Raw genomic sequence first — 15454 nt, forward strand, 5'->3', positions numbered from 1 at the left:
CCTCCAAAGAGGAATACATCCTGCGGTACTACGGCCATCTGCGAACGCAGGGCTGTCAATGGAATAGCTGCTGCCGGCTTGCCGTCGAATGAGATATGTCCATTTACCGGGTCGTAGAGACGCAGCAGCAAAGATACCACGGTGCTTTTCCCTGCGCCGCTGGGACCCACCAATGCTACTTTCTGATCCGGGCTTACGTCAAACGATACGTCATTCATAATAGTAAGGTCAGGACGAGAAGGATAATGAAATGAAACGTGACTGAAGCGGATCTGGCCGTTCAACTGATTTTCAGGTGCGATCTCCTGTGTATCTGCAATCTGCTCCTCCGGTTCATCCAGGATTTCGAGCAAGTGTTCCGTTGCGCCTATGCTCTTCTGCAGATTGGTATATATTTCCGCCAACCCTGCGATAGAGCCGCCGATAAAGACAGAGTACAATACAAATGAGATCAGCGACGGCGTGTTCATGCCCATGGAGACGCCACGCCAGATCACAGCTACGAGAGCGCCGAAGATCCCCAGTATGATGAACGAAGAAAAGGCGCCTCGGAATTTACCACCTTTCATGCCAATCCTGGCTGCTTCGTTGGTGCGTTGGCGGTAGCGGCCTATTTCAAAGAATTCATTTGCAAATGCTTTTACGTTGAGGATACCCTGGAGGGTTTCTTCCACTACGGTGTTGGCAGCAGCCACCTGCTCCTGCACCTGTTTGGAAAAGCGGCGGATAAACTTTCCGAATATCACGGCCCCGACCATCATCACCGGCAAGATGGCCAGCATAAATGCGGTGAGCTTCCAGGAGGTGATTAGCAGGATAGTAATACCACCCACGATGATGATCATCTGCCGGATAAATTCCGCCAGTGTGGTGGTAAAGGTTTCCTGTAACAGGGAGATGTCTGAAGAGATACGGCTGCTCAGCTCACCTACTCTCCTTTCCAGGAAAAACTTCATGGGCAGCTTGATCAGGTGGCTGTATATGGTCTGTCGTAATGAGGCCAATGTCTTTTCCGTAACATTTACAAACAATACGATCCTGAAGAACGAGAAAATGGATTGTCCTACCAGTACAGCGAGCAGCATTACGCCTGCCCGGTTCAGGCCGTGCAGCAGATCGGTTTTGCTTTTAGGGTCTACCAGCTCTCCCAGCAGTTTTGGGAAGGCCAGTCCGGCCAGGCTGGAAACCAGCAGGAATGTGAAACCGAGTGTAAATTCAAACCAGTAGGGCTTTACATACTTGAACAGGCGGAATGTCTTCCTGAGAGCGGATATTTTCAGGGGAGGCCTGGGTGTGGGTGTTGCGGTGCTTTTGCTAATGTCGTTGGTGTTATTGGTGTCGTTTTGCATCAGGATATAATCTTTCTAACTGTGGAGACGATAAGGATGCAAATATATTGTCTGAACTGTGATTTATTTGATTTTTATGATTATTATGATGAGCGAAGCCATGAGCGTAGATTATGAATGAGTAGTAGATTATTGATTGAATATCTATCGCTTATCATAATAATCATAAAAGTCAAACAGATCACGGTTTTAGTGTCTGTGTTTGGACGAGTCGCCAGGGTTGGAACCGTAGCGGGAAGAATCTTCTCCCGGATTAATGGCTCCCGGCGGTGTTTGATGTGCTAATGCCGCGATGTATCGGGCCGGGTGATGGTGGTATCCACGGGCATGGCGCTTACGGTATCTACCTTTGGCATGGCAATGGCAGCGGAGTCGGCGTCGGTAGCCTCTTTAGAGCTGTTGCATGCGAAAAGGAACACGCTTAACATCCCAGCCAGGCAAACTGACATCAGGATTTTATATAGGAATGGTTTCATAAAAAAGAATTTTTATCATTAAGAACTATCAGCTGATAGCTGGCAGTTCCGGTTGGATATACACCCAATGAAGGAAAGAATTGTGCCAACCCTTACATTTGTAACAGGAGATCTTTTTCTGATGAAACACATATACGAGATCATTTCTGAAGACCAGGTGCTGAAAATCCTGCTTTCCCTGCTGATAGGCGCTGCCATTGGGCTTGAACGGGAGTATAAGCGAAAGGCGGCAGGCATGCGTACCATGACGCTTATTTGTGTAAGCAGTGCGGTGTTCACGATCCTGTCGGCCGAAATGGGTTATCCCAGCAGCCCGGACCGCATTGCCTCCAACATCCTTACGGGTGTGGGTTTCATAGGCGCCGGCGTTATCTTCAAAGGTGATTACACCATCGATGGGGTGACTACGGCAGCGGCTATCTGGATAGCTGCCGCACTCGGCATGGCAGTAGGCATGAGCCAGTATGTACTGGCATTTACCGCGCTGGTGGGCGCTCTTCTCGTATTGCTGGCCATGGAGATTGTAGAAAAATGGATCGCCTTAGTTAGTGATAAACGGCTGTACACGATATACTTCTATGAAGACAAAGCGCCACAATTCGATGTAGAACAGACTTTAGAGCGTTTTGAGTTAAAATTCAAGCGCATGCTTATTCTCCGGAAAGAGCATCTGATAGAAGTGAACTATGTTGTGCGTGGTCACCGTAGCAAAATGGAACAATTAGATGATTTTTTGCTACAGAATAAAGATGTTTTTCAATACCAGGTTCAAACCAATCCTTTTTAATCATGGCTTCTTATGCAGATATGCCCTTGCACTACGGTCATGTACCGCCCTGGCTTGCGAAGCGCATGAGCTTACTGGGCGGCGCCATCGTAGAAGCCGTTGCTACAGACTATGGCAAGGGGGAGGTGATCAGGAGGCTGAGTGATCCATGCTGGTTTCAGTCGCTGGGTTGTGTGCTGGGCATGGACTGGCATTCGTCGGGCATTACCACGAGTGTCATGGGTGCTTTGAAGAAGGCGGTGAATCCGCGTTCCAGGGAGCTGGGCATTTATATTTGCGGAGGTAAAGGCCGCTACAGCCGGGAAACGCCCGCAGAGCTGATGGCCATCGCAGCTAAAACCGGGTTGCCCGGCGAGCAGCTGGTACGTAGCAGCAAGCTCACGGCCAAGGTAGACAATACCGCGATCCAGGACGGCTTCCAGCTATACCTGCATTCCTTTATTGTTTCTGATGAAGGAGAATGGGCGGTGGTACAACAGGGGATGAATGATGCGAGCAGTATGGCCCGTCGCTACCACTGGCATTCCTCTGCATTCGACTCTTACACGGAATCTCCGCATACTTTCATTTACGGCCGCAGCCAGGGCCTGATACTCAATCTTACTGACAAGGATGCATTGCCCACACAGGGCGGCATCCTGCAGCTGCTGAATGAGAAGCCTGCGCACCTGCTGCCGGAGATCCGTAATATTATAATGCCCACTCATCATGATGTGCGCGCTGAAAATGTGAACCTCAAAAGACTGGGTAGCGTACTGGCCCTGGCGCATGATACCCGCCCCGCCAGCTTTGAATCGTTCCTGATGCTGGAGGGTGTAGGCCCGAGAACGTTACAATCGCTCACCCTTGTCAGTGAAGTGATACACGGTACGCCGTCCCGCTTTGAAGACCCTGCCCGTTTTTCTTTTGCACATGGCGGCAAAGATGGTCACCCCTTCCCTGTTCCGGTAAATACTTATGATGAAACAATTCATACGCTGAGAGATGCGCTGGAAAAGGCGAAGGTAGGCATGTCTGAAAAAAGAGAAGCTATCCGGAGACTGACACAGCTCGCACAGGATATAGAAAAAGATTTTGTACCCAACACCAATTTTGATAAAGTAGTTGCACAGGAACGCCGTAACTCCTGGCAATACGGTGGCAGAATCGTTTTTGGCAAGGCAACCAAACCTAAAGACGGCGAGCAATTAACACTATTCTGATGATAAACTACAATGAACTCAGCGTAACGGAAGCTACGCAAATACAGAAAGTGCTTCGCGAAGAAGTCATCACTACCCCTTTCCATGGTCCGGTAAATTACATCGCAGGTGCAGACATCTCATTCAATAAATTCAGTACTACGGTGTATGCAGGCATTGTGCTGATGCGTTATCCGGAGCTGACGCCTGTTGGCTACAGCCTGGTAGAAAAAGAGGTAACTTTTCCTTATGTCCCCGGCTTCCTGGCCTTCCGGGAGGCGCCCGCCTTACTGGATGCCTGGCAGCAATTGCCGCAGAAACCGGATGTATTGGTGGTAGATGGTCATGGTATTGCGCATCCGCGGCGCATGGGTATTGCCTCACATTTTGGCGTACTGGCCGGGCAGCGGACTATTGGCAGCGCCAAGAAAAAGTTATACGGCGCCTTTGAAGAACCGGGACCCAACGCCGGCGACTATGCACCGTTGAAAGACAAACAGGGCGGCTTGTTGGGTTATGTACTCCGTAGCAAGCCAAAGGTGAAGCCGATCTTTGTATCGCCGGGACATCTGATTGATGTGGACGACAGTCTCCGGATCATACGTAGCTGCGTGGTGAAATACCGCCTGCCTGAACCTACGCGCCTTGCACATAATGCAGTTAACCAGTTCCGCTTAGGTACGCTGCCGGCGGGTTATACGCCAGCGGGAGCCTAGAACTGTATCCATGCAATACAGGCTTTCTTTTCCTGCTTATCAGTCCCCTTTCTTGTGATCATAACAGTGGCGTATACACGTTTCTGCGCATTGTAATCTGATGCCCCCATCATGCAGTAATAGCCTTTGGAAACTTCCGGATTACCGAAGAGGAATAGTCTTTCCATTTTGTTGCTGTAGAAACGGTAACAAACGAAGTTAGCGTCTGAAGCGTACTTCAACGGTTTGCGCGTTTTATCCTGTCCACCTGTATCGAGGTACTGCAGGTAATCATTGAAGAGTACAAACGATGCCTGCGGTATGGTGATGTAGTCGTATGAAAGATAAGTATTGGTATTGATGGCTGCTATTTTGTTTCTGAACACCCACTCGCTTTTGTTGCGGCGCTCAAGCAAAAAAGGCTCACTGATACCGGTAATCACCTGGTACTTGGAAAGTGCGATGGTGGTGCTTTCCCGGCCCGCGGTGTCCAGCGTGGTGATGCCTAAGTCGCCAAGATTGGTATGCAGCCTGTTCACTTGTGTATTCCCTTGTTTAAAACGGGTCAGGCTTTCCAGTAACAGTGTGGCAGTACCGTCTTCATTTAGTATTATACGTTGTGGTGCACCTTTATAATCTTCCTTGTACTCAAGGAACATTTGTGTATTGCGCGACAATTCAGGGAAAGACAACTGTGTATGCTTTCGCAGCTTTCCGCTGGAGGTAAGAAACAGATTATAGTAAATACCGCTACCGCCAGCCACTTTTGCAGCAGGTACGTTGAGCCACATGCCCACTTCTTTCCCTGAGGGCATTATCCGGATTTGCCCGCTTACGTCGCCGAAATCTGCCGTGTAGTCAGGCAGGTGGTGAGCGAAGCTTGCGGAGTCTCTGGACAGCATAGAAAATATTACTTTCGACTGTGGAGCGGTGCCGGTACGTTTGGCGTTGAAGCCTACGGTACCCATATACACTTTGTCAGGTCCGTCCACCGTCATGCTGATGTAACTGAAATAGCAATACGAAGTATCCTGGAGATAATACCATCCTGTATTGATCAGCTCATGCTCCGGTGAGAAGTGCATGATCTTTATACGCTGGCGGATACTGTCCTGTGGTTGTATCTCTGCGCCAGAGAACAATGCTACTGCGTAGTGATCGCTGCGTTGATCCTTTTCTACGTAGCAGTCGTGCGATGCCAGGTTTTCCCGGGCGTAAACGCTGCGGTGCCGGACGGTGGTCAGTTCTCCCAGTTTGTCTTCACGCAGCAATCCGCCTGTTTTTGGGTCCAGTATCAATCTGTAAAATACCGGTGTGTCTTTTACCTGTTGTTGCAGGAAGATCACTGGTTGTCCTTTTATTTCAAAGATGCCGTCGATCTCTGTGGTCTCCATATCGGCTGCATTCCATTGCCTGCCGGCTACAGAATCTGTTGCAATGAGCTCCCGTCCAGGATTATATACAGCTACCTGTATACCGCCCTTTTTAGCGAAATGCATATGAACTGTATTCCCATTCTTCAGCTGTATCAGTTTATCCCAGCCGTCTCCGGGTTCTTCAAATGATGGGCTCAATGTCACTATTGGTACCTGTGCCTGCAATGCAGTGCTCATTCCTATACCACATACCAACACTATCAATCGGTAAAGTTTCATCACATATTAGTTATTATTCTCAAATATATGAATAATAACTAATAATAATATGATTTTTACCTGTAAGCGTTTAGCTACTACTGCTGAAACGCTTACAGGTACTTTTTTTTCTTATTCTTCTTCACCGCTGTTCTTCATCTTCGCCAGCAGATCATATGCGCCTTTAATCACCACTTCTTTTGGTTCGTCTTTAGCGAAAGTTACTTCCGTAAATCCCTGTTCGCGGTTGCCGGGTTGTACTTCCAACATTGTAAAGAAATGTGTGCTGTCTACCGTTTTGTCTTTTACAAAGACATAGGATTTGTTTTCATAGCTGACTACGGCAGATTCGGGCAATGCTTTTACGTTGGCGGCGCCGGTTTCTATCATGGCCTGCAGGTATGTGCCTGGCAGCAGCTGCGTATCTTCCTTATCGAGATGGCAATGTACCCTTACGGTACGTTCCGGGCTGATTTCGCGGCCAATCAGGTGTACGGTGGCGGTGCGTTGTGTACCTTCATTGGCCAGCGTAAAGACCACCTTCTGCCCTATTTTCAGCTTCGGTATGTCTTTTTCAAACACGGTTAGTTCGGCATGGAGATGCTCCGTATTTACAATTCTGAAAAGGATGTCTGTAGGATTTACAAACTGTCCGAGGTTTACATTTACTTGTGTGACGTAACCGCTGATAGGTGCATATACATTGACGGTGCGCTGGATATTGCCTTTCTCCAGCGAAGCGATATTGATATTAATGAGTGATAATTTTTCTTTCAGCCCTTTTTCTTTAGCCTGTAGTGATTGCCAGGCGGCACGCGCCTGTTGCAAGGTTTTCAGTGCATTTACATTTTCCTTTGCCAATGCCTGCTGGCGCTCATATTCCACTACAGCGTATTCCAGCTGGCTTCTGGCATCGAGGTAGTCCTGTTGTAACTGGATGTAGTCCATGTTCTCCAGCACGGCGATCACTTGTCCTTTCTTTACCGGCATTCCCTGTAACAGGTTGGTGTTCTTGATAAAGCCGCCCATAGGTACTGAAACGCTTACGGCCTGCTGCGGCGGTACATCCAGGGAACCGTTCACTTTCATGGCGCCGCTGATCTGGCGTTGTTCGGGTGCGCCAAAAGTAATATCAGCCATTTTGAACTGTGCTGCGGTCAACTCCACGGTATTGGGCGACTCTTCATGCTTTGTGGTTTCTTCCTTTGCCGGCGTTGCTTTCTTGCTGCCGCAGGATGCCATGCCCAGCATTATTGCCGGCAGTATAACGTATACGGATATATGTTTTTTGACAGATAACATAGTAGTAATTTTTAGCGTTGACGGCCAGACAAATAAGCTATATATAATTCGGCCTGTTTAATATCATTTCTTGCCTGCAGATAGCCCTGGCGCACATTCAATACCTGCTCCAGGTTCAGGAAATATTCGGCATAGCCAATGTCGCCACTGGTATACGATTTTGTTGCCTGCTGCAACAGCAGATCGGCGTTGGGTAATGCGGTAGCGTGATAATAATCCAGGCTGCTGCGGAACTTCACGAACTGCTGTACCGCCTGTCTGTATTGATTTTGCAGTACCAGCTGGCTATTATCGAACGCCAGGCTGGCTGCCTGTTGCTGCTTTTCTTCCGCTTTCACCCTGGCTTTCATTGGTCCCAGCCACAATGGCAGTGCCACTCCTACCTGGAATCCCTGAAAACGGTTGCTTCCGGTGGCCAGCGGGCTTCCAGATGCATTCAGCGCCATACCGATGAGCGTCTGGTTAAAGTAGCCCACTGTGATGTCGGGCAAAATGGCTGCGCTGTATACTTTCTTCTGCCGGTCTGCGATAGTCACTTGCTGGCGGAGGTAATGCAGCTGCGGGTTATCACTGATGGCGACAGAATCCTGCGGCGCCTGGAAGACGGTTTCCGGTATATCCGTTCCCGTTATATCCACGGATTCTGTACTTCCCAGTAGTGATTGCAGCCTGGCCATATAGATTTTTTCGTCAGCCTGGTTCTGCCTGAGCAGGTTGCGGACTTCCTGCAATCTGCCAGTGGCAGCGGTTTTCTCCAGCATCCTGCTTTCCCCGGTCCTGTACCGCAGATCGGCTGTACGCTCAAAACTGGTGAACAGTGAATCCTGGCGGGTCAGCAACGTCCTCAACTCACGCAGATACAGCAGCTGTATGTAAGTTTGTTTTACCTGGTAAATAAGGTCGTTCTGCGTAGTGGCTTTTTGCCAAACGGCGCTTTCCACCTGGGCTTCATTCAGCTGCTTTTTAGCGCCGAACAAAGTGGGGAACGGTATGGATTGCGATACAGAGAAGTTATTGTCGTTCGCGTAACTGTTGTTTTGTCCGTATTGCAGTCCTACCTGCGTTTTAGGCAGCTCACCGCTGGTACGTGTAAGACCGCGGTAATAAGCCACGGAGGCGTCGGCCGATTTTAGTCCTTTATTCTGTTGCAGCGCCACTTGTACCGCCTGTTCCATGCTAAGCGGCTGGCTCTGCGAAAAAGCTGCTATAGGAAATAGCAGCCCGATGATTATGATAATCTTTGTGTTCATGATTTATTTTTTTTGAACCCTTTCTCGAAATAGATATAGAGACAGGGTAACACGAGGAGGGTTAACAAAGTGGATGTGATAAGGCCGCCTATGACTACAGTTGCCAGCGGACGTTGTACTTCTGCGCCCGCGCTGGTGGCCAGCGCCATTGGCAGGAAGCCCAGCGATGCTACGGTTGCAGTCATCAGCACCGGCCGTAATCGTATAGCCGTTCCCTTTAGCACGATATCGTTCAGATTGGTTAGACCATCTTTCTTCAGCCGGTTAAACTCGCCGATGAGCACAATACCATTCAGCACCGCTACCCCAAACAGCGCAATAAAGCCCACACCCGCCGAAATACTGAAGGGCAGGCCACGCAGCAGCAATGCAAACACGCCGCCGATAGCAGCCATAGGTATGGCGGTGAAGATGAGCAGCGACTGCTTCACAGAGCTGAACGTGAAGTAGAGCAGCGCAAAAATGAGCAGTAATGCGATGGGTACAGCGATGCCTAAACGTTTATTTGCTTCCTGCAAATTCTCAAACTGGCCGCCATACCTGATGAAATAACCGGGGGGCATTTTTATCTCTTTATCAATAGCTGTTTCTATATCTTTTACGACGCTGGCGATGTCGCGCCCACGTACGTTGAAACCTACTATGATACGCCGTTTGGCGTCTTCACGCTGTATCTGGTTAGGACCGGTGGCCAGTTCCACTTTAGCCAGTTGTTGCAATGGCACCTGGTTGCCGGAGGGTGTAGTGATGTACAGGTCCTGCACATCCCTGATGTCTTTGCGGCTCTGCTGATCGAGCCTTACCACAAGGTCAAACCGTTTTTCCCCTTCATATACCAGCCCGGCGCTTTGCCCTGCAAAAGCGGTATTGATGGCCTGGTTGATGGTGGAGATGTCCAGTCCGTACTGTGCCACCTTATCACGATCAATGGACACCACGATCTGCTGCAACCCTTCAATCTGTTCCAGGTACAGGTCTTTGGCGCCGTTTGTACGATTCACGACAGCACCGACCTTCTGCGCCAGCGAAGCCAGTGTAGGGAGGTCTTCTCCGAATATTTTGATACCTACATCCTGCCGTACGCCGGATATCAGCTCATTGAAACGCAGCTGTATGGGTTGCGAGAAGCCGAAAGTCACACCAGGAATCGTTTCCAGTGCTTCCTGCATCTTGTTGGCCAGTTCTTCCCTGCTGGAGGCACTGGTCCATTCTTTCTTTGGCTTCAGTAAGATGGTCAGGTCGCAGGACTCCATTGGCATGGGGTCTGTCGGGATTTCGGCTGCGCCTATTTTACCGATTACTTCCTTTACCTCCGGGAATTGCTTCAACAGTATATCGGAAGCCTTGCTTACTTTATCTATTGTCTCTGACAGGGAGCTGCCGGTGAGCAGTCTTGTTTCCACTGCGAAGTCTCCTTCTTCCAGGGTTGGGATGAATTCGCCACCCATCCTGGTGAATATCAGCAACGACACGACGAAGAGTGCTATGGCACTACCCACAACAAGGAGTTTCACGCGTAATGCCGCCTTGATAACGGGATCGTATATACGATGAAAGAAGTTCATGATGCGGTCGGCCACGGTTACCTTATTACTGATTTTTTTGTTGAGGAACAGAGCGGACATCATCGGCACATAAGTCAGTGATAATATGAATGCGCCAAGTATGGCGAAGGAAACTGTCTGCGCCATCGGCCGGAACATTTTCCCTTCAATGCCCACCAGTGCCAGTATAGGCAGGTATACAATGAGAATGATGATCTCGCCGAAAGCCGCGGTACTTCGTATCTTAATGGCAGCACCATATACCTCGTCGTCCATTTCCCGTTGCGACAACCGCAGTATTCCTCCGCCTTTGCTTCTACCGGTGAGATGATGCAGTGTTGCTTCCACAATGATCACTGCGCCGTCCACGATCAGTCCGAAGTCAATGGCCCCCAGGCTCATCAGGTTGCCTGACACGCCAAACAATTGCATCATGGCGATGGCGAAGAGCATGGCCAGCGGGATAACAGAGGCTACGATCAGTCCTGCACGCAGATTACCGAGGAACAGTACCAGCACAAATATTACAATGAGCGCACCTTCTACCAGGTTCTTTTCTACAGTACCGATGGCCCTGCCTACAAATCCGCTGCGGTCCAGGAATGGTTCTACTTCCACGCCTTCGGGCAATGTTTTACGGATCTGTTCCATGCGTGTTTTCACCGCTTTCACCACATCGTTGGAGTTGCTGCCCTTCAGCATCATCACAATACCGCCAACGGCTTCTCCATCTGCATTCCGGGTAAGCGCGCCGTAACGGTTGGCGCTGCCCAACCGTACTGCAGCGATGTCCCGTATCAGCACAGGTACGCCGTTCGGGGTGTTCTTCACCACAATCCTTTCTATATCCGATAATGACCCTATCAACCCTTCACTGCGGATGAAATAAGCACTGGGTTGTTTGTCGATGTACGCGCCGCCGGTATTCTGGTTATTCTTTTCCAGTGCGCTGAATACATCTGTAATGCTTAAGTTATAACTTCTGAGTTTATCGGGATTCAGTGCCACTTCGTATTGCTTCAGCAATCCGCCGAAGCTATTTACTTCCGCCACACCCGGCGTACCCAGCAGCTGGCGGCGTACATACCAATCCTGTACGGTGCGCAGCTCGCGGGCATCGTATTTGTTTTCGTAGCCTTTTTTGGGATGCACTACATATTGATAGATCTCTCCCAGGCCGCTGGAGACGGGCGACATCTCCGGGGAGCCGATACCCGGTGGTATATTGGATTTAGCCTCTCCCAGCTTCTCATTTACCTGTTGCCTGGCCCAGTAGATGTTCACATCATCATGAAACACCACGGTTACTACAGACAGGCCGAAGCGCGATATAGAGCGTACTTCTTTCAGCTCGGGGATCACGGCCATACTTTGTTCTATCGGGAAGGTGATCAGGCGCTCTACCTCCTGGGCTGCCAGTGAAGGCGACAGTGTAATCACCTGCACCTGATTATTGGTAATATCCGGTACCGCATCTACGGGTAGCCGTGTTAGTGAGAAGATACCCCAGACGATGAGGCCCAATGTCAGTATTCCCACAATCAGTTTGTTCCTGATCGAGAAACGAATAATTTTATCCAGCATGATTGGTTAATATAGATTAATAAAGACGCGCATAGCCACAAAGCTGCCGTAGGATGGCATTTCAGGGCACAGTCGGACCATGGGTAAAAACGAATATTAACCTAAACGGGGAGGTTGCCAGATATTATCTGCAGCAGCGGGAAGCGGGGCTAAAGGCAGCGCGGGGAAGGCGATCATGATGCGCTGATGATAAAAATGATATACAACGGTACTAACCGGTGTAACCTGTACATTGCAGCAGCTGCATATGCAGAGCGGCGAGCAGGCATCCGGCTGCGATTCATGATCTGTATGTGCAGCCAGGGTGGAAATGGTAACCGTATCTTTTCCTGCAGCCGCAGTAGCATCGTGACATGGAATGCACGACAGCACCAGGATGTAGAAACTCATTATGTATACGAGCCATTTCATGACTACAAATGTAAAACTTAATCTGCATACCCCATCGAACAAAAACTGCATCCCCGTTGCGTGCGCGGTGCTTGTATTATGTTATGGTTTGTTGTTAAATTAGCCGCATGAACTGCCTGATCGTAGACGACAACAAAATGGCCCGCACCGCCATGAAACAACTTGCCAGCCATGTGGACCAGCTGCATGTAGCAGGAGAATGCAGCAGCGCAATGGAGGCGTATAATCTCCTCCAGAAGGAAAAGATCGATGTATTGTTGCTGGATATTGAAATGCCCGGTATGAGCGGTCTGGAACTTACCAGGAACCTTGGAAAGAAACGTCCGGTTATCATCTTCACCACTGTAAAAAAGGATTACGCCGTAGAAGCCTTTGAACTGAATGTGGCAGACTATCTCATCAAACCTGTTAATCCTGCACGCTTCATCCAGGCCATTGAGAAAGCCAAGGAAATTCTCGAAAGCAGTAACGACGAATACCAGGTTTCTGATACGGAATTTATTTTCATCCGCGACAACGGTTCACTGAAGCGGATACGTACGGAAGAGATCCTGTTCATGGAAGCGATGGGCGACTACGTAAAACTGCATACCTTACAGAAGTTCCATGCTATCCACTCCACGTTGAAGGCACTGGAGGAAAAGCTGCCGCCGTCACGGTTCATGCGCGTACATCGCTCCTATATCGTGGCACTGGATAAAATTGAGGCTATTGAAGACGGCAATATCATCATCCAGAAAAACGCTATTCCCGTAGCAGATACCTACAGAACGGCGCTGAACAATAAACTTAACCTTCTCTGATGCCTTAACGACGATTTATCCTTTTTGACCGATAGCTTATGCCTGTTGGACCATAAGTTAGAAGCGGACATTAATATTATCGTATTTTGAACCGGCTTTCCCGGAACTGCGTTTATATTGTATTAAATAGCTTGCTATAACTGACATGCAGCCAAAAAGAATTAAATATTATCTCCTCGGCCTGTTTATCACCGGTATGATCTTATTTGTTGTGCTGCAGTTTAATTCCGCCAAAAATATCCGCAAGCTGATCTCCGGCAATGAGCAGCTCCTGCAGGAGCTGAATGTGAAGAACGAGCTACAGAAACTGCAAACCAACATCGCCAGAACAGACAGCAAAGTGCGCGGCGCCGTTATCTCAAAGGATACCTTGCACATTGTGGGTATAGAAGCGGATATTGCCATGATAAAGGCTGATCTGAAAGAGATCAATAAGATAGTAAAGAACGACAGCACAGAGAAACTGCTGACGCAGCTCAACTACCTGGTAGATGAAAAGAACAGTTTCAATATACTGGTGCTGGACACCTTTTACAGTGAGGGTAAAAGTGCTGCGGAGAAAATGATCAACAACCACAAAGGCAAGCGGTTGACAGAGGCGATCACCAGCATCCTTCATCAGCTGGATACCACGCGGCAAACAGAGATCAACCGTACTACCCACCTCATCGATACCAGCGGCCAGAAGGCACAAAGCTGGGGCACTGTACTTGTTTTTTTTGCCTGTCTTTCCAGTCTCCTCGCCTTCCTTTATATCACGAGCCGTATACATAAACAAGAGCAGCTGATAGAGGCGCTGGATGCCTCGCGACAGCAGGAACAGAAGCTTACTGCAGTGAAGGATCAGTTCCTGGCGAATATGAGCCATGAGATCCGTACACCGATGAATGCGGTGATCGGCTTCACTAAATTGTTGCAGGCGCAACCCCTGACAGAGAAATCGAAAGAATATGTAGGGGCTATTGCCGGCGCCGGACAAAACCTACTGGACATTATCAATGACATACTGGACATATCCAAGATAGAATCTGGTATGATGCGCATAGAACCGGCTTCTTTCAGTCTGCGCGGCATCCTGCATTCCCTTTACATGATGTTTGCCAACAAAGCTGAGGAAAAGCAACTGCACCTGAATATCCAGACAGATGACGAGGTACCTGATCTGCTCTATGGCGACGCCATGCGTCTGATGCAGGTACTCGTAAACCTTACGAATAATGCTATCAAATTCACGGATGAAGGGGAAGTAAACATACACATCGCGAAGATATGGGGTGAAGGAAATGAGGTTCGTATATTGTTCACCGTCAGGGATACGGGGATTGGTATAGAACCCTCCAAACTGAACAGCATCTTCGACCGCTTTCATCAGGCAGAGGCCTCTGCCACACGCAGATACGGCGGTACAGGCCTGGGTCTTACTATTGTAAAGCAGTTGATTGACTTACAGAATGGTTTTGTTTCAGTGGAGAGCAAACCCGGTTCAGGTACCACATTTAAGGTAGAGCTACCTTATACGCTGGGTGAACTGCTGCCTGATAACGACGATAACCGTCATGCCGATAATCAGCCTCTTCCGCTCTCTCCTGATATATGGCTACTGGTAGCGGAAGATAACAGGATGAATCAGGATCTGCTGCGTCATCTGCTGAGCAACTGGCAGCTGCAATACAAAGTGGTGAACAATGGCCGGGAAGCGTTGCAGGCTATGGAGAAACAGCATTTCGATCTGCTGCTCATGGATATACAGATGCCTGAAATGGATGGCTATACTACCATACAACAGATAAGACAGGGCCTTCACTCCAATATACCCGTCATTGCCATGACTGCTCATGCTATGGCTGGTGAGCGGGAAAAATGCCTGCAGATGGGCATGAATGAATATATTTCCAAGCCTATAGACGAAGAGGCGCTGCATCGTATGATACAGGTATATACAGGAAAGTTTGCCACGCATGAATCGTTGCCGGTTCATCCTTCTGCTGCGTCGGTAAATGGCTCTTCACATCTTATCAATATGCAATATCTTCAGCAGTTATCCAAAGGAGACAGGGCTTTTGAAAAAACTATGCTGGAGCAGTTTGTTTCCCAGCTGCCGGAGGACCTTTCACAATTAAAGCATGCTATCGACCAGAATGATGTTGCGAGCATACGTGCAACTGCACATAATCTGAAGACTACTGTTTCCTTTATCGGACTCGAAACACATCTGTATCCGCTGCTCGATCAACTGGAACAAACCGATGAACAACACTACAACACTTCAAATGTTAAAGAAATGTTTAAATCACTGAAAATCCAGTGTTTACAAGCAATTCAGGCAGCGATAGAGATAATTATCTGAAGGTGATTAACGTACATTTTTCCCTGTTCAACGACACTAATTCCCTGTTCACCGAAACGTACCGGATAGCCCTCAATATGTAGCTTATTTT

The 15454-nt window shown here is 48.8% G+C and carries 12 protein-coding genes; 5 read left to right on the top strand and 7 right to left on the bottom strand.

Annotated elements, in window-relative coordinates; all coding sequences use genetic code 11:
* Both VM802_RS23960 and VM802_RS23965 read right to left on the bottom strand, forming a co-directional pair.
* Positions 1-1349: ABC transporter transmembrane domain-containing protein (locus VM802_RS23960; protein ID WP_325535390.1), on the bottom strand; the 1349-nt coding region annotated here is incomplete at its 3' end.
* A gap of 281 nt (positions 1350-1630) precedes the next feature.
* Positions 1631-1825, bottom strand: coding sequence for a hypothetical protein (locus tag VM802_RS23965; protein WP_325535392.1), 195 nt, complete (start codon positions 1823-1825; stop codon positions 1631-1633).
* Positions 1826-1892: 67 nt separating this feature from the next.
* Here VM802_RS23965 and VM802_RS23970 point away from each other — a divergent pair, with 67 nt between their 5' ends.
* From VM802_RS23970 to nfi, 3 genes are read left to right on the top strand one after another with little or no spacing between them, the layout of a single operon-like run.
* Positions 1893-2612 (top strand): MgtC/SapB family protein, encoded by a 720-nt coding sequence (locus VM802_RS23970; RefSeq protein WP_325535394.1) that lies wholly within the window; start codon positions 1893-1895, stop codon positions 2610-2612.
* A gap of 2 nt (positions 2613-2614) precedes the next feature.
* Positions 2615-3814 (top strand): DUF763 domain-containing protein, encoded by a 1200-nt coding sequence (locus VM802_RS23975; RefSeq protein ID WP_325535396.1) that lies wholly within the window; start codon positions 2615-2617, stop codon positions 3812-3814.
* On the top strand, positions 3814-4509 hold the full coding sequence (nfi, locus tag VM802_RS23980) for a deoxyribonuclease V (RefSeq protein WP_325535398.1): 696 nt from the start codon (positions 3814-3816) through the stop codon (positions 4507-4509). The genes VM802_RS23975 and nfi overlap by 1 nt, the downstream gene beginning before the upstream one ends.
* Here the strand turns inward: nfi and VM802_RS23985 are convergent.
* The 5 genes from VM802_RS23985 to VM802_RS24005 all read right to left on the bottom strand — a co-directional run bounded on the left by VM802_RS23985 (position 4506) and on the right by VM802_RS24005 (position 12213).
* On the bottom strand, positions 4506-6143 hold the full coding sequence (locus tag VM802_RS23985; RefSeq protein WP_325535400.1) for a hypothetical protein: 1638 nt from the start codon (positions 6141-6143) through the stop codon (positions 4506-4508). The genes nfi and VM802_RS23985 overlap by 4 nt on opposite strands.
* Positions 6144-6254: 111 nt before the next feature.
* Positions 6255-7424, bottom strand: coding sequence for an efflux RND transporter periplasmic adaptor subunit (locus VM802_RS23990; protein WP_325535402.1), 1170 nt, complete (start codon positions 7422-7424; stop codon positions 6255-6257).
* Between the two features lie 11 nt (positions 7425-7435).
* The gene (locus tag VM802_RS23995) at positions 7436-8674 is read right to left on the bottom strand and encodes a TolC family protein (RefSeq protein ID WP_325535404.1); all 1239 of its coding nucleotides are present in this window, start codon (positions 8672-8674) and stop codon (positions 7436-7438) included.
* Complete coding sequence (locus tag VM802_RS24000; protein ID WP_325535406.1) at positions 8671-11802, bottom strand: efflux RND transporter permease subunit; 3132 nt, start codon at positions 11800-11802, stop codon at positions 8671-8673. Before VM802_RS24000 ends, VM802_RS23995 begins: the two co-directional genes overlap by 4 nt.
* Before the next feature lie 96 nt (positions 11803-11898).
* Positions 11899-12213, bottom strand: a complete 315-nt coding sequence (locus tag VM802_RS24005) for a DUF6660 family protein (RefSeq protein WP_325535408.1) — start codon at positions 12211-12213, stop codon at positions 11899-11901.
* Positions 12214-12320: 107 nt separating this feature from the next.
* On the opposite strand from VM802_RS24005, the gene VM802_RS24010 reads away from it, so the two are divergent.
* Together VM802_RS24010 and VM802_RS24015 are read left to right on the top strand one after the other, a co-directional pair.
* The gene (locus tag VM802_RS24010; RefSeq protein ID WP_325535410.1) at positions 12321-13016 is read left to right on the top strand and encodes a LytR/AlgR family response regulator transcription factor; all 696 of its coding nucleotides are present in this window, start codon (positions 12321-12323) and stop codon (positions 13014-13016) included.
* A 145-nt stretch (positions 13017-13161) separates the two neighbouring features.
* On the top strand, positions 13162-15363 hold the full coding sequence (locus VM802_RS24015) for a response regulator (RefSeq protein WP_325535412.1): 2202 nt from the start codon (positions 13162-13164) through the stop codon (positions 15361-15363).
* Positions 15364-15454: the final 91 nt, after the last annotated feature.

Origin of the sequence: Chitinophaga sp. (genome assembly GCF_035538455.1) — a bacterium.
Classification (GTDB): domain Bacteria; phylum Bacteroidota; class Bacteroidia; order Chitinophagales; family Chitinophagaceae; genus Chitinophaga.